We start from the raw sequence: 15,646 nt of genomic DNA, 5'->3' as shown, positions 1-15,646 counted from the left end.
ACCGGCACAACGAGACCCCAGCCGAAGCGCACAATACGCCTGGTCAGGGTCACCTCGCAGCAGAATCGACGCGGCAGCCCCCGAAGTCGACATGGCAGGATGCCCTTCATGTCTTTCCGCTCCGAGACCTGGCGTCGTCCCCGGACGGAGACGCTCGGAGTCGCTGTCACCGCTGCCCTCCTGGTCAGTTGGGCGATATGGCGCATCAGATACGGCGCGAGCTTCCACGACGACGGCCACGTCATCGCCCAGGCCTGGCGACTCTCCCTGGGCGATCAACTCTTCATCGACGAACTCAACGTGCAAACTCTCGGCGCGGCCCCAGCGGTCCCCTTCGTCCGACTTTGGGTGTCCTGGCACGGCCTCACCGGCCTCGTCCTGGCCTGCAGAGTGTTTTTCCTGACCTCAGCGGCGCTCGCGGCAGCCGTGTGTTTCATGGCGTTACGCCGACGAGTGGGTCCTGCAGCAGCGTTGGCCGGGGGAGTGTCCGGTCTGCTGGTGTTGCCCTACAACCTGTTTCAGTTCAGCTATAACTCGTCGCCCGTGGTGGCGTTGCATGTGGCCATTGCTGCCGCCGCCGCTGGAGTGTGGACTGGAACTCGGCGCTGGTATGTCATCGCTGCTGCTTCAGCCGCGGCGGCTTGTGCGACCTTCCCCAACATGTTGCCGTCCGCCGTGTGGCTGCTGGGGGCGACAGCAGTGATCGGACGTCGACACCATGCGTGGCGCTCGCTCGTCGTGGGTGGGACGGTGGTGGGACTGCCTTTCCTGGTGTGGCTGCTCTGCGTCCCCGGATGGGGTGCCTTGCAACACACCGTGGACTTCACCATCGCCTACCAGGGTGATCGTCTTCCGTTGTCCACCAGGTTGGGCAATGCGTTGAGCGTGTACGCCGACCTGTTTCACCGCCGCTATCTGCCCATGCATCTCGGAGTGGGTCTGGCCCTGGTCGGGGCACTACGTCCAGGGTGGGCTGTGTGGCGGGTAGCTGGGACGAGCGTGGCGGTGATCGCGTTGGCGGCAGTGCATGTGCTGTCCGCGGCACGCGGCGATGCCGCTGCAGTGTTTCGGGGCTCCATGACGGCCACCGCGATGGTGCTCGTGGTGATCCTGGTGGTGCCGGTATGCGTGGACGCCTGGTATCGGCGGGACCGGGCCGTGGGCGTGCTCTTTGTGTTGGCCGCACCAGCTGCCGTGATCCAGGTGCCGTTGGTGGCAGCGACCACGTCATCCGGCCCGATGCGGGCCGTGCACGGCGTCGGGGCTTCGATGTTGGTCTCTGCGTTGTCGGTGGGCTGGGTGCGGATGGTCCGTGACCTCGCGGGGCCCCGGCATGGATGGGCCAAGGGACTGGCCGGGTTGGTGGTGATCCTGCCGTTAGCGGCCGTAGGGACGTGGGGCGTCGCTGCGCAACCCCCCGTCACCACGATGACCGCCCATATTGACCAAGGCGCCTGGGCTGGAGTGTGGACCGACCAAGGGACAAAAACGGCGTACGACGAACGTCTGCGACTTCTCCGGCGGTGGGTGACCCCGGGATCCCGATTGATGCTGATCGGCAGCCCCGGGGCGTACCTGATCGGCGACGCCATCCCAGCGACCCCGATCCTGTGGATGGAAGAGTACGGTCCAGCGAACGAGACCACCGTCCAGTGGTTACGCACCTCCGGAGACGCCCCGCAGATCGTGATGGTGGACCGGGAACGCCTCCGCAGCGGGTCAATCCAGGGGGACGCAGACCGGGACCCGCTGATGGCCTACCTGTCGCGGTCATACCGCCAGGTCGACGCAGACGAGCGCATCCTGGTGCTGCAACGCACTGACCAGGTCAACAGGTGAAGCGGTTCACCAGGGACCGAAGCTGACCGGCCTGCCCCGCGAGTTCGTCGGTGGAACCCATGAGTGAATCGGCGGCGTCTCGGCTCTGCCGGGCTTGAGCGGCGGCGTTTAAGACATTCGTGGCGATATGTTGCGCCCCAGAAGCGGCTTCGGAGACATTCCGACTCATTTCGTTGGTGGTGGCGGTTTGTTCTTCGACGGCGGAGGCGATGGTGGCTTGGGTGTCGTTGATTTGGGAGATGATGGCGGCGATTTCGCTGATGGCGGCGACGGCGGCTTCGGTGCGGTCGGCGACTTGGACGGCGGAGGCGGCGACGCCGGCGGCGTCGGTGGTGTTTTTGGAGATTTCGCGGATGGAGGCGGTCATTTCTTCGGTGCCAGCGGCCACGGTCTGCACATTGCGGGAGACATCGTCCGCGGCCGTGGAGACAGCGGTGAGCTGTTCCGCCGCGTGAGCGGCATCCCGTCCGATGGACTCAGAGACGGAGGACACCTTCCCCGACCCCTCTGCAACGGAAATGCTTGACTCAGTGAGCTCTCCGATCAACGCGCGGATCGAGGTGCGGGTCTGCTCCGCAGCGGCTGCCATCTGACCGACCTCGTCGCGGGTGGTGACCTGAGCAGGCACTGTCATGTCGCCACGGCCCATCGCGTGCAAACAGTTGCGCACCGACACCAAAGCCGCTCGGATGGGGGACGCAATCAGCCGAGCAGCGACGATGATGACAGCAGCGAGGACAGTCACCGTGCCCACCAGCAACCATGTGGTGCGGTTCGTGGCGTCTTGCGAGTCCTCCGCTTTCGCCGCCACCCGTGAGCTGATCGAGTTGACCAGATTGGTGGTTGACTCGTCGAGAGCATTAAAGGCCGACCCCGCATCGCCTCCATTGATGCTTGCGTCAGCCTTTTTCCGTGACGCCTCGTCGCCCTTCTGATAGAGCTGAATAGCGGCATCGTCAGCGGCAAAGTAAGCGTCGTACAGCTTTTGGACCTTCTCGAAAGTTGCTTTTTCGGAGTCGACGAGATCACCGACCGGGAAAGAGCTCAGCTGTCCTTTGATGCGTTCCCGGGACTTAATAAACCCGTTGCGGTTTGCTGCGGTCTCACCGGTGAGTCCTTTCTCGGTCCCCAACCGATAGACGTCCCCGACGACGCCCAGCTCCCACCCACTGACCTCAGCGTTGCCATACCGCAGCTGTTGAGCTGTTTTCTGCAGCGTGTTGAGAGCAGCTTGCTCTTGGGACAGCCCAGACAAGATCCGCAGCTCGTAGGCGGCAACTACCCCGACCAGAACGGCCCCGAGTAGACCCACCAATCCCACTGTCATGATTTTCCCGAGGACGCCGCGGCCATGCCGCAACGAGATCGTGTCCTCGTCCTGCCCCAGTGCCTGAACACTCACGTCGGTCCTCCGATGCCGTCGGGGAGGGAACTCCCTCACCCGGACTCATCGTCGGAAAGGATTGCTACTCAAGGATTCTCCGAGAGGGTTCGGATCACAGGATGGGGATTCGTCGACGTACCTGCTCCACCAGAGTCAGATCAACGTCAGTGACTAACAACCCCGACTCATGTCCCAATCTGGCCCGCACCCCACCCACCGGGTCAGCCACCACTGAGCGCCCAATCCCCAACGCATCATCACCTTTCGATGGACGCCACGCCTGATCGCAGGCCACCAGGTAAGCCTGCGCATCCATCGCTCGCGCCCGCGTCAACAGATCCCACTGCTCAGCCTTGCCCGGCCCATCGCTCCACGACGCCGGCAGCACCACCACCTGAGCGCCCGCCCGCCCCAACGCCGTGAACTGGTCAGCGAATCGGACGTCGTAACAGGTCGCCACCCCCACCGTGACATCCCCCACCTGAGCTGTCACCACCTCCCGGCCCGGCGCGACATAGTCAGACTCCCGAGACCCGAAGGCGTCGTACAAATGCACCTTGTCGTAACGCCACTCCCCGGCCGGGCCGCTCACCATCACCGTGTTGTGCACCCGACCCTGCGACGCCGGCGTGAACATCCCCACCGCCACGGTCACCCCGCAACGGCGCGCCACCCCCCGCACCCCCGACGCAAACGGACCGTCGAGGTCCTCAGCGACCTGAGCCAACCGGGTCCCAAAACACGCCATCGTCGCTTCCGGGAAGACCACCAACTGGGCCCCGTCATCCGCGGCGCGCTGGGTCCATTCCTCCACTGCAGCCAGGTTTTCCACCGGGTCACCGGTAGACGACAACTGGGCCGCAGCGACCCGAAAAATCGACGAACCCATCACGATGCTCCTCACCGACGACACGACAGGGGACAACATTCGGATCGTACGACGGCGCCTCAAACGGCCAGACAGTGCCTCAACCCTTCGCCCTTCACTCCGCGTCGCCGCAGCCGATGAGCACACATGGTGTCCCTCTCCCGCCGTATCGCGCCCGTCCTCGCCGGACTGGCACTGGCATTGGCCCTGCCCGTCGGCACCTCCCACGCGCTTGCCCCACCACCCGGGCCGGACGGAGCGCCCGCCGTATCCGACTGGGCTGCCCCCCGCGAATCGGTGGACACACCATTCGACCTGGCGCTTCCCGTCCCCTACACCGGAACTGCCCGACAACTCATCGTGGTGCGAGCTGACTGCCGCAGCTGCACCTCCGCGAGCCTGCAAGCATGGAATGTCACCGCGCCCGGACGAGGCCTCCCCAGCTCACCCCAGCTACGTGCCAAGGTAGGAGAACGAGGTGTCGGAGCGGCGTACGAAGGATCACTGCTCACCCCCCTCGGGACCTGGGCTCTCACCGAAACCTTTGGAATCAAAGACAATCCAGGAACCCGCATGCCGTACTTCATCGCCGGACCTCACGACTACTGGGACGACGACTCAGATTCCCCGACCTATAACACCCACGTCTACGACCCGAAACGCCCCCGCGGAGAAAGTCTCGGCGACAGCGGCTTCGTCTACAACTACGCCGTGGTGATGGGCGTCAACCCCCGACGAGTGCCGTACGGCGGCAGCGGTTTTTTCCTGCACGTCAGCGATGGACGACCCACCTTAGGCTGTGTGGCGATAGGTGAAACCGACCTCAAACGCATCATGCAATGGCTCACCCCGGACGCCCACCCACACATGATCGTCACGCTATGACCGATGCCCCGGGCGGCGACCTACGCTCCGGGCGGCGACTCAGCGGAAGATCCGAGGCGCGACTCAAAACCACTGCGAGCCAGCACACCTGACCCCGCCAAAAACAAAGCGCAGCCCAATTCACCGACACCGCAACCAGCAATCGTCAGCTGCATTGACAGCACCCGACCCAAGCCCTGAGAAGTCAAAACATCGACTAAAAAGCCACCACACAACGTCGCCACCGGATAGAGCCCCTGCCCCAAAAGACGCCGGGCACCAAAAACACTTCCCTGCACATCCACTGGAGTGCGCTCCTGCCATAACGCTGTCAGCGGAGCATTTGTCACCTGCACAGTGGCGTTACGACACGTCAACGTCGGAATCATCGTCACCACCGACGCAGACAACGCAAAAAAAATTCGACCCACCACAGCACCGCACGCCATGCCGCCCACCACCATGGCGCTCCGACGTACTCGACCGGCTAGCACAAAAACCAACGCAGATCCAAGCAGCAACCCGGCGCTGCCACACCACGTCGACACCGTCAACCGGGTCGCGCCGTGCCCGGCCGTCTCAGATTCACCAGTGCCAGCAATGACATACGCCGTACAAACCGCCGCTGCCACCCCGTTAGCGACATTGAAAAAGGTGAACGTAAGCTGCAAGACGCGCAGATCAGGATGATGCAGGATAAACCGCAACCCGTAACGTACGCCGGCAAAAATTGACCGAGGACGAGACGGCGGGAGATCTGACGCAGCGAAGGATGACCGGCTCGCCACAAACCCGGCCACCATCAGAGACGCGCACCCCTCCACCGCAAAAATCAGGACCTGATGGCCAGTTGCATAGATCGCCGAACCCAACAAGGGACCCACAAAGACCGGCAGATTTTCCACGATCGTGAGGACGCCATTGACGCGGGTCAGATCCTCTTCAGTGCGAAGCAACCGGACCGTGGCTTGCATTGTCAACGATAAAGCGGCCGCTGCCAGACCAGAAACGCCCACCACGACCAGCACCACACCTGTTGGTAAATCTGTGGCCAGCGTGAAACACAACACCCACGCCGACAAGCCGCATCCGCAATTAGCTGCGACAACAGCGGTTTTGCGTGAGAAACGATCAATGACAGCGCCAATCCAAGGGGCGCCATAGATCGACCCAACCAGCCCCAACGAGGTCGCTGCGGCCAACACCGCCACCGACGTCGTGCGCTCATACAACGTCAGTGCTAGCACCAACCCGCTACTACTCGACAACATCACCAAAACCAGTTGGGCACTCCAGAGCTGGACAAAAATGCGGTGCGAAGCATCTGTGCTGGATGGGGGGCCGTGCGCCATGAAGCTCCTTTGCTCTGACCATGCGGCTACACCGCTCAGGGACTGTCCGCCCACCCGCCCGTGGGCGGGTTTGGTGTGACGCATGTCGCCCGTGGGCGGGTTTGGTGGGGTGTGTCCTGGGGTTTTGTGGGGGAAGTGCGCCCGTGGGCGGGTTTGGTCTGACGCATGTCGCCCGTGGGCGGGTTTGGTGGGGTGAACCTGCAGGTCGTGATTCGTGAAGTGCGCCCGTGGGCGGGTTTGGTGTGACGCATGTCGCCCGTGGGCGGGTTGAGCTGAGGACGTCAGTGGGTGGGGGAGGTTTCTGTGGGAGTTTGGCGCTGGACTGAGGTGGGTGCGGTTTTTCCCATGACGTACGTCGTAGTGCCGTCTTTGACCGTATGACATGCCAAGCCGCCGCGGGGGTGATGTAGGCACATGCGTTGTCAGGGCATTTTCGCGGTCCGAGAAAGTGACTGGCGCGTGGGACAGGAGCAATTCGCAGATCGTGTTGGATCTGTTGACGGGCATGTCTGCTTCTGGTCCACCGCGCCATTACCACATCCCGACCCTGCGGTCCGGTATGTTCCTGCTCGTCATCCCCCCACATCGGTGAGGAACAACCATGATCATGATCGGCGTCGCCCTGCTCGTCATCGCCGCCTTTCTCGCGCTTGGTGGGATCTGGATGACTGGAGCCAATGGCACCTCGTTGGCATTCGTCATGGGTCCGTTGACTTTGACAACGTCGGTGATCGCCGTCTTTATCGCCGGGATGGTCACCGTGGCGCTGCTCTGGGCTGGGGTGTGGCTCACCACCACTGGTACCCGCCGATCCTGGGGGCAATGGCGTCACCGATCCACCAAGGGCACCGATACCCCTGGCGCGCTGGGAGATCCCCGGACGCCGACGAGCCCTGGCGCGCCGACCCATTCGGACGCGCCGGATCGTCCGCGAGCGCCGGGCGAGGCGTAACCGACCGCTGTCGGTGTGCCCCGATATCGTGGGCGCGTGCTGGAACAGCGACAGCAACACTTTCCCGGCCGGGCCCTTGGTGCTGACGACGCACCGCAGGTCGTGATCCATTCCTGCACTGCTGAGTCTCTGCTGTGTCCCGACCCGTTGGCTTCAGCGCTGCACGCACACGGGATCCAGGCCGCGCCGTACCTCGATCGGGTGGTGCCCTCCGGCTGTCTGGCCGTCCACGTGCGCGGTGTGCCGCCTGCGACGTCCTCGACCGATCATCCGGCACCATCGCCGGGCTGGCGTGCCTGGTGGGCTCTGGCTCGTGCCCGCGCTCGTGGCGTGCGCATCGTGTGGGAACTCGATGGCTCCGACGAGATCACCCCGCCGGAGCGTAACTCTGGACGTGCTCTATCGTCACTGGCCACTGACGTCGTTGTGCCCAGCCCGTCCATGGTGGAACCGACGCTTGCCAGATTCCCTGGTCTTCGTAGTGCTCGACAGCATGTCATTCCACCCGCTCACCATCCCGGCTGGTATATGGCGCCGCCGTCGCGTCACGACGCACGTCAGGCGCTTGATGTGCCGTTGGAAACGCCGGTCCTCCTGCACCTGGCCGTGCTGGGGTCGCCTCACCATGTCGGGGAATTCTTCGACCAGGCATCTGAGCTCGCAGAGGCAGGGGTGATGGTGGTGGTGTTGGGTGCAGACGATCATCCGGCGTACGGGGAGCATCTCCAGGAGAGAGCCGCCCGGCTGCCTGGAGGACTGGCTCGGACCGGGACGCTCCTGCCTGACGAGATGACCTGGTGGTGCGCTGCCGCCGACGTCGTGGACCTGACGGCGATCCCCGCGCCGTGCTGGCCGGGCACCGAAGCGACCGCTGCGTTGGGGTGGGCTCGTCCGGTGGTGTTGCGCGATGGGGCCCCTGCGCAAGACTTGTCCGCGCTGGTCGGCCCGTCGTGGGTGCATTCGGTCAAGCCAGGCTGTCATCTACCGGTGTGGTGGTCTGCTTTGGAGGATGCCTCTCGGCTGATAGGGCAGGTTCCCGACCTGGAGATGTTTGCGCTGGAACGGATCGGAGCGGCATGGGCGCGGGTGTATACCGGGTCACGCTAACCCACCGCCTCCGCTCCGACAGAGTTGAGTGGAATAGACTCAACTTGTTGCGATGTTGCTGATGGAGAACACCGCGCCACCCGCGGATCATCACAGACGACGCCCACGCAAGGAGTGAGCATGGCACTTCAACTGACCACCAAGGCCCAGGAGGCATTCGCCGGCGCCGCCCGTAATGCCGCCGCCTCCGGACACCCCCACGTCGAACCCGCCCACCTGCTGCTCGCCCTCACCGAACAACCCGAGACCACCACCGGGCCCCTCCTCGACGCCACCGGCTCCTCCCTGCTCGCCGCCCGCCGTGCCGCCGAAGCTGAACTCGCCAAACTCCCCACCATCAGCGGATCCACCGTCACCCAAGCCACCCCCAGCCGCACCTTCTCCACCGTCCTCGAACAAGCTCGCCAGGTCATGGAAGCCATGGGCGACAGCTACATCTCCACCGACCATCTCCTCCTCGCGCTCGCCCGGACCGGTGCGTTCGGTCTGGACCCAGAAGCCATCGACCAGCGCATCCCCGTCATGCGCGGCGGCGGCAAAGTCGACTCGGAAAACCCCGAAGACACCTTCAATGCACTGCAGAAATATGGCACCGACCTCACCTTGCGCGCCCGCGAAGGCAAACTTGACCCCGTCATCGGCCGGGACGGCGAGATTCGCCGGGTCATCCAGGTCCTCTCCCGACGCACCAAAAACAACCCCGTCCTCATCGGTGAGCCCGGCGTCGGCAAAACGGCCGTCGTGGAAGGCCTCGCCCAACGGATCGTTGCTGGCGATGTCCCCGCCTCTCTCCACGACAAACGACTCATTGCTTTAGACATGGGTGCGATGGTTGCCGGAGCGAAATATCGCGGGGAATTTGAAGAACGACTCAAAGCTGTCCTCACAGAAATCCGTGAATCCGATGGCAAAGTCATCACCTTCATTGACGAGATCCACACCATCGTCGGTGCTGGTGCCAGCGGTGAAGGTGCCATGGACGCTGGCAACATGATCAAACCCATGCTCGCCCGCGGTGAACTCCGTCTCGTCGGCGCCACCACCCTCGATGAATATCGCAAACACGTCGAGAAAGACGCCGCATTGGAGCGCCGCTTCCAACAGGTGTACGTCGGTGAACCCTCGGTGGAAGACACCATCGCCATCCTGCGCGGCTTGAAAGAACGCTATGAAGCTCACCACAAAGTCGCCATCGCCGACTCGGCTCTCGTGGCCGCCGCTACCCTGTCTGACCGGTATATTCCCGCGCGGCAGCTCCCCGACAAGGCCATCGACCTCATCGACGAAGCTGCTTCCCGGTTGCGGATGGAAATTGACTCCTCACCAGTGGAAATAGACACGCTGCGCCGCGCCGTTGACCGCCTCAAAATGGAAGAACTCCATCTGTCCCGAGAAACCGACGACGCCTCTCGGGCCCGTCTCGCTCGACTGCGTGACGACTTGCACTTGCGTGAAACCGAGCTGGCCGAACTCACCGCCCGCTGGGAAATGGAAAAAGCAGGGCTCAACCGGGTCGGTGATCTCAAAGCCTCCCTCGATGAGCTGCGCATCGCCAGCGAAAAGCTCCAACGCGAAGGAGACTTCGCGGGGGCATCTCGACTGTTGTACGGCGAGATCCCCGCCCTGGAGCGTGAACTCGCCGAAGCCAGCGCTGCCGAAGGTGACCAGCGATCTGACGCGATGGTCAAGGAAGACGTCGGACCTGACGACATTGCCGATGTCATCTCCTCGTGGACTGGCATCCCCGCAGGTCGGCTCCTCGAAGGGGAGACCGAGAAGCTGCTGCACATGGAGGAATGGCTCGGCCGCCGCCTCATCGGACAAAACGCCGCCGTACGAGCTGTTTCCGACGCGGTACGTCGTACCCGCGCGGGCATCGCCGACCCCGACCGGCCGACCGGATCATTCCTCTTCCTCGGACCCACCGGGGTGGGCAAGACCGAGCTAGCCAAGTCGTTGGCTGATTTCCTCTTCGACGACGAACGCGCCATGGTCCGCATCGACATGTCCGAATACAGCGAACGACACGCCGTCGCGCGGCTGATCGGGGCGCCTCCCGGCTATGTCGGATACGACGAAGGGGGCCAGCTCACCGAAGCTGTCCGGCGTCGCCCCTACTCCGTGGTCCTGCTCGACGAAGTCGAAAAAGCACACCCCGAGACCTTCGACATTTTGCTGCAAGTCCTCGACGACGGCCGTCTCACCGACGGTCAAGGACGCACCGTCGACTTCCGCAACGTCATCCTCGTGATGACCTCCAACCTCGGATCGACATACCTCATCGACCCCACCCTGGACGAGCATGCCCGCCGCGACGCCGTGATGACGGCAGTGCGAGCCGCTTTCAAACCTGAATTCCTCAACCGCCTCGACGAGACAGTCATTTTTGAAGCACTCACCCTCGACGAACTATCTCGCATCGTCGATCTTCAGGTCACTGCCCTGACCCGCCGACTCACCGACCGGCGAATCACCCTCGAAGTCACCGACGCCGCTCGAGAATGGTTGGCGCTCACCGGATATGACCCGGCGTACGGCGCCCGGCCCCTACGTCGACTCGTTCAGGTGCAGATCGGTGACCGACTCGCCACGGCGCTACTCGCCGGGCACGTCCGGGACGGCGACCACGTCATCATCGACCGCGACCCCCAGGAAGACGCGCTGCGGCTGCTGCCGGTCTTGCGCCCCGGCGAGCGCGCACCTGAGGACATCGTCGACGCTGAGATCATCGAACCGCAGGCGCTCGAAGGCTGACCGTGCGCGAGATCAGACCAGGGCATGGCGGATCGTGGCCATGTCCTGGTCCGGTCACGATCAGCCATGCCCTGGGCTGTATCTCTTGCTGAATCGGGTTAAGGAACGCCGGGGTGGCACACGCACGTCGTGGTCGCTGACGCTTTCACTGACGGGCAGTTCAACGACACGATCACACCTTGTCATGTCATCCGCACCTTGCGGCCCCCGGCAAGCAGCGGTCACGCACGTCAACGGCGATGTCATCACCATCCCAGCCCACATTCCACCCGCCGAAACCGAACTCCTCGCAGACCTTAAAACGACCCTGTCGTGGAGATTTTCTGCTCTCATGGACGGGACTTCCATACCGGCGATGAAAGACCCGGGCTCATGAGTCTGACAGACCCATGCCTTCAGGACGCCACGTCCCTTACTGACGCTCTCTGTCTATCTCAACCATAGAATCACGTGATGAAGAATGGCAGGATGATCGATCACCTTGTTTTTGCTGTAAACATTTTGGGAGTGCAAATTTAACTACCTGACCCAGGAAGATAAGTGCTGCGAAAGTAAGTGATATAGCCGTAATGGAGGAAGTGACATAATCCTGTAGAGGGGAGAGGTTGTTAACCGCGATAAGACCCTTGGGGTAAAGGGGTCAGTGCCTCGCTTGGGATGATGTGTGGTTCCAGGTGAGGGAGAGTGTTGATGCGTGGTCGCGGGTTGACGTTGGCTGAGCGTGAGGATATTTCGCGGGGTATCGCGGCGGGTTGTTCGGGGCGGGTGATCGCGGCGGGGTTGGGGCGTGATTATGGTGTGGTGAACCGCGAGATCGCTCGGTGTGGTGGCCGCCAGGGGTACCGTGCTTACGTGGCCCATGAGCGGGCGGTGGTGCAGCGGGCGCGTCCGAAGCGGCGCAAGCTGGAGTCGTGCGCGCAGCTGTTGGCGATGGTGAACGCGGGGTTTCAGCAGCGGTGGTCGCCGCGTCAGATTTCTGCTCGACTGGCCAAGGACCACCTACACGAGCCATGGTTACGGGTGTCTCACGAAGCGATCTACCAGGCGTTGTACTGCCAGGCCCGCGGCGCCCTGCGTGCCGAGCTGAAGGGGGTACTGCGACGGGGTGGCACCATGCGCCTGTCGCGGGCGCAGCGGGCAGTGATCATTGCCAAGCGCGAAGCGATCCCGGACAAGATCATGATCAGCCAGCGCCCACCCGAGGCCGATGAGCGTGCTGTGCCCGGCCATTGGGAAGGTGACCTGATCATGGGCGCTAGGAACCGGTCGGCCATCATCACCCTGGTCGAACGGACCACGCGGTTCGTCATCTTGCAGCGAGTGCCCTACGACCACAACGCCGACCGGGTCGCCTTGCTCCTCACCCAGGCGATGGGGCGCTTACCGCACCTGCTGCGGCGATCCTTGACCTGGGACCAGGGCCGCGAGATGGCCCGTCATGCCCGGTTCACCATCGCTACCGGCATCCCGGTGTTCTTCGCCGACCCCCACTCGCCCTGGCAGCGCGGCAGCAACGAAAACACCAACGGTCTCCTACGCGAGTTCTTCCCCAAAGGGACCGACCTGTCTATCCACTCACAAACCGACCTCGACAACGTCGCCTACCTCCTCAACGGCAGGCCCCGTCAAACCCTGGACTTCGACACCCCCACCGAACGCCTCGATAAACTACTCACCGAAGCAGGCGAGGCACTGACCGGATGAATCCGCCAGTCGTTGGCTGGATATTGCTTTTTTGATCGGCGTTTATGGGTACGACGTCGTGTGCTCTGGTGCTCCGTACCAAAATAGCTATTCAGATATATCGAGCCCGAGCATTGGCTGCTATGTCAGCGGGTCGACGGGGCAGGCTTGGTGCAACTGATGAATGACGTGATCGCTGCGCTCTGTATCGGCCTCGCTCTTAGGTATGTGCGCAGGAAGCAATGGATATCCAGGGCCTCGACGCTTGTCTTGGCGGGCATCGGTGCGACGGTAGTAGCTGCTGTGTTCTGGCGCGACCAGGGGCCTTCCGTGCTCTTTGCTGTCTCTCTCATAGCCGTGGCGGTGATTCCGTGGCGGGTATCTTTCAAGAGGGAGTCGCCTGGCGGCGATTCGCGGTGAAGGGCTGCGTCGTGTCTAACGATGGTGTGCCTGCAATGCGTCGGCACATAGGTACAACGCGGCCTCCATGCTGACCTCGATCAAGCTCGGTGGCGGCGCGGCGAGTGCCTTGACGTATGACAAGAACGGCAACGAGATTTCTGCGCCGCCTGGGCCGGGTGGTGTCCTGGCTGCGCGGAATGTTCATCGTTACGTCGGCGGGATTTATGAACCGGCTACTGGTCTGACCAGGTTCGGGGTGCGTTGGTATAACCCGGCCACTGGTCGGTTTACCACTCCTGACCCGTCGGGGAAGGAGAAGAACAACTACCTCTACGCCAGCGGGAATGCATGTAATAGGACGGACCCCAGTGGGGAAGAATGCACACGTGACCAGGCGATAGCTCTCGGTGTTACCGGGATCGTCGTCGGGGTTGTGGGAGTCGTTGTCGCAGGCGTGGGAGTCGCGGGCCTAGCGGGCATTGCTGCGGTTGGTACAGAGGCCGCAGGTGTAGCCACGATGGGTGGGTTAATTACGTCTGTCATGGGCCTGGGCCTCAGCATCGGAGGACTGGCCTGCACACTTGATTCTTAATACCTTGACCTCGCTAGCAGGTTGCTTAGGGGAACTTGCACTGGAAAGGTTTGGTTGAATATGAGCGATATGTCACGGGATGAAGAAGTGGAAGAATGGCGGATGCAGTTTAGGTGGGGCGCCGCTCGAGGGCTAGTCATATCCTGCACAATTGGTGGCATCTTGAGTATGGCGGCCTGCCTTGTAGGGTTCATTCTTGGATACTTGTTCGTCGGCTATATTTTCGGCGGGCTGAGTGCTTTATGTTTCGGCACCCTTCTCGCCTACAAGGTCTCTCAAGGCAGATGACTGATGCGGGATCCAGACTGACTGGGGGACCTGCGTTTTCATGCGGGTGGTCAGATCAAAACCGCCACCGGCGCAGGTCTGACTAGGTTCGGGGTCCGCTGGTACAACCCCAACACCGGACGGTTTGACACCCCCGACCCGTCCGGCAAGGAGAAGAACAACCACCTCTACACAGGCGGAAACACCTGCAACCGGGTCGATCCAACTGAAGAGACTTCCGGGACGAACTATGGGTGCAATTTTGGTGGGGCAGTTATGGGGATCCTGGCAGGATGGGGGGCTGACGCGGTGCTTACCGGCTCTTGGGACTTGAGTGTGGGTTGGGTTCGGCGGTGTGCTCGGTGCTCGGGTGGGGGTAAGGGTCGAGGCCCCTGGCAGGATCAGAGGACTTCTACCCCCTCTGTTCGCTAAGGACCTCGACTGTGACTGACTCTACTTCGCTGTGCCCTGCGTCTGGTTCGTGCTCGTCGTGTGACGCCTGGTTGGGTCTGTCCGGGGTGCGTGTGCTTGAGGTTGTCGAGGACGAGGGGCAAGGTCGGCTGGTGGTCCGGGTGGATCCGGTCCTGGATGTGGTCGGCTGCCCGGTCTGTGGTGTCGTGGTCTACGTCCGTGACCGTGCCCAGGTCAGGCTGGTCGATGCGCTATCGTTCGGCCGCCCGGTGGCCTTGGTGTGGGTCAAGCGGCGGTATGTCTGTCTCGAGTCTTCGTGTGCGGGCGGGACGTTCGTCGAGCAGGACGAGCCGGTCGCGGCGCTGCGGGCGCTGTTGACGGCTCGCGCGGTCTCGTGGGCGGTGCCGCAGCTATGCCGCGAGAACGCCTCGATTAGTGGGGTGGCCCGTCAGCTGGGACTGGTCTGGAAGAGCGTGTGTCGCGCCGTGCGCGCCTGGCTCGGGCAGTTGGCCGCGGACCCCGGCACGTTTCGATGGCGTGGCCATGCTGGGTGTTGACGAGCATGTGTGGCAGCACGTCGACCAGCGTGTTCGCGGCCCAAGGATGCTCACCGGGATGGTCGACCTGACCCGCGACGAGCACGGCACCGTGCACGCCCGCCTGGACAACGCATCCACCACGCACGATGCCCATGCCGAAGTCGAGATCACGTGGCAGATCACCCCAAGCATCCGCGCCCTCTTCCACACACCCACCCCCACACACGAGCAAGCCGCGACCCGCCAGCTCCTGACCATCCTGGCGACCTGTCCCCTCCGAAGCCAACCGCCTCGGGCGCACACTGAACCAGTGGGCCGAACCCCTCCAAGCGCACTTCGACACCAACAGCGCATCCAACGGCGGCACCGAAGCAGTAAACGGCCTCATCGAACTCCACCGCCACATCGCCCGAGGCTTCCACAACCGCGACAACAACCGCCTACGCTGCCTGCTCATCGCCGACGGACTCACCCCATGAACCCACACTCAAGTCCCAAGAGCCCAATATGCCCAATGTTGCTATTTACGAATTTTCTAGGCGATTCCCCAATCTCTGGGAGTTTGAGAATCTTGGCTTGTTTGTATTCTGTGAGTCCCCAGGGGTCGGTCCAGGTGGTGGGGTTGGGTACGG

The 15,646-nt window shown here is 62.9% G+C and carries 14 protein-coding genes; 11 read left to right on the top strand and 3 right to left on the bottom strand.

What is annotated here, in order from left to right; translation table 11 throughout:
• Nucleotides 1-108: 108 nt before the first annotated feature.
• Entirely contained in the window at nucleotides 109-1,839 is a 1,731-nt protein-coding gene (locus KEM60_RS05960; RefSeq protein ID WP_219106621.1) for a hypothetical protein, read from the top strand.
• Here the strand turns inward: KEM60_RS05960 and KEM60_RS05955 are convergent.
• Both KEM60_RS05955 and KEM60_RS05950 read right to left on the bottom strand, forming a co-directional pair.
• Nucleotides 1,829-3,241, bottom strand: coding sequence for a methyl-accepting chemotaxis protein (locus KEM60_RS05955; protein ID WP_219106620.1), 1,413 nt, complete (start codon nucleotides 3,239-3,241; stop codon nucleotides 1,829-1,831). The two genes, KEM60_RS05960 and KEM60_RS05955, sit on opposite strands and share 11 nt — an antisense overlap.
• A gap of 94 nt (nucleotides 3,242-3,335) precedes the next feature.
• Nucleotides 3,336-4,112 (bottom strand): carbon-nitrogen hydrolase family protein, encoded by a 777-nt coding sequence (locus KEM60_RS05950; protein ID WP_219106619.1) that lies wholly within the window; start codon nucleotides 4,110-4,112, stop codon nucleotides 3,336-3,338.
• A 126-nt stretch (nucleotides 4,113-4,238) separates the two neighbouring features.
• Here KEM60_RS05950 and KEM60_RS05945 point away from each other — a divergent pair, with 126 nt between their 5' ends.
• Complete coding sequence (locus tag KEM60_RS05945; RefSeq protein ID WP_219106618.1) at nucleotides 4,239-4,976, top strand: L,D-transpeptidase; 738 nt, start codon at nucleotides 4,239-4,241, stop codon at nucleotides 4,974-4,976.
• Between the two features lie 20 nt (nucleotides 4,977-4,996).
• Here KEM60_RS05945 and KEM60_RS05940 read toward each other — a convergent pair whose 3' ends face one another.
• Nucleotides 4,997-6,307 (bottom strand): MFS transporter, encoded by a 1,311-nt coding sequence (locus KEM60_RS05940; RefSeq protein WP_219106617.1) that lies wholly within the window; start codon nucleotides 6,305-6,307, stop codon nucleotides 4,997-4,999.
• Nucleotides 6,308-6,908: 601 nt separating this feature from the next.
• Between KEM60_RS05940 and KEM60_RS05935 the strand changes: the two genes are divergently transcribed.
• The 9 genes from KEM60_RS05935 to KEM60_RS16495 all read left to right on the top strand — a co-directional run bounded on the left by KEM60_RS05935 (nucleotide 6,909) and on the right by KEM60_RS16495 (nucleotide 15,493).
• A complete protein-coding gene (locus KEM60_RS05935; RefSeq protein ID WP_219106616.1) occupies nucleotides 6,909-7,259 on the top strand; it encodes a hypothetical protein in 351 nt (116 codons plus the stop codon).
• Nucleotides 7,260-7,295: 36 nt separating this feature from the next.
• Nucleotides 7,296-8,366 carry a hypothetical protein gene (locus tag KEM60_RS05930; protein ID WP_219106615.1) on the top strand — a complete coding sequence of 357 codons (1,071 nt, stop codon included), beginning with the start codon at nucleotides 7,296-7,298 and terminating at the stop codon, nucleotides 8,364-8,366.
• 120 nt (nucleotides 8,367-8,486) lie between these two features.
• Nucleotides 8,487-11,120: an ATP-dependent chaperone ClpB gene (gene clpB, locus KEM60_RS05925; RefSeq protein WP_219106614.1), complete on the top strand. Its 2,634-nt coding sequence runs from the start codon at nucleotides 8,487-8,489 to the stop codon at nucleotides 11,118-11,120.
• Nucleotides 11,121-11,810: 690 nt separating this feature from the next.
• The gene (locus tag KEM60_RS05920) at nucleotides 11,811-12,824 is read left to right on the top strand and encodes an IS30 family transposase (RefSeq protein ID WP_255574316.1); all 1,014 of its coding nucleotides are present in this window, start codon (nucleotides 11,811-11,813) and stop codon (nucleotides 12,822-12,824) included.
• A 159-nt stretch (nucleotides 12,825-12,983) separates the two neighbouring features.
• Nucleotides 12,984-13,223 carry a hypothetical protein gene (locus tag KEM60_RS05915; RefSeq protein WP_219106612.1) on the top strand — a complete coding sequence of 80 codons (240 nt, stop codon included), beginning with the start codon at nucleotides 12,984-12,986 and terminating at the stop codon, nucleotides 13,221-13,223.
• A 67-nt stretch (nucleotides 13,224-13,290) separates the two neighbouring features.
• Nucleotides 13,291-13,797, top strand: coding sequence for an RHS repeat-associated core domain-containing protein (locus tag KEM60_RS05910; protein ID WP_219106611.1), 507 nt, complete (start codon nucleotides 13,291-13,293; stop codon nucleotides 13,795-13,797).
• Between the two features lie 309 nt (nucleotides 13,798-14,106).
• Complete coding sequence (locus KEM60_RS16865) at nucleotides 14,107-14,496, top strand: RHS repeat-associated core domain-containing protein (RefSeq protein WP_219106906.1); 390 nt, start codon at nucleotides 14,107-14,109, stop codon at nucleotides 14,494-14,496.
• Nucleotides 14,497-14,507: 11 nt separating this feature from the next.
• On the top strand, nucleotides 14,508-15,032 hold the full coding sequence (locus KEM60_RS16500) for a transposase family protein (RefSeq protein WP_255574315.1): 525 nt from the start codon (nucleotides 14,508-14,510) through the stop codon (nucleotides 15,030-15,032).
• A gap of 284 nt (nucleotides 15,033-15,316) precedes the next feature.
• Nucleotides 15,317-15,493 (top strand): transposase, encoded by a 177-nt coding sequence (locus tag KEM60_RS16495; RefSeq protein WP_255574364.1) that lies wholly within the window; start codon nucleotides 15,317-15,319, stop codon nucleotides 15,491-15,493.
• The last annotated feature ends 153 nt before the right edge of the window (nucleotides 15,494-15,646 follow it).

Source organism: Austwickia sp. TVS 96-490-7B (assembly GCF_019331795.1).
Taxonomy (GTDB): Bacteria; Actinomycetota; Actinomycetes; order Actinomycetales; family Dermatophilaceae; genus Austwickia.
This window is presented reverse-complemented; position numbering and strand designations above follow the sequence as displayed.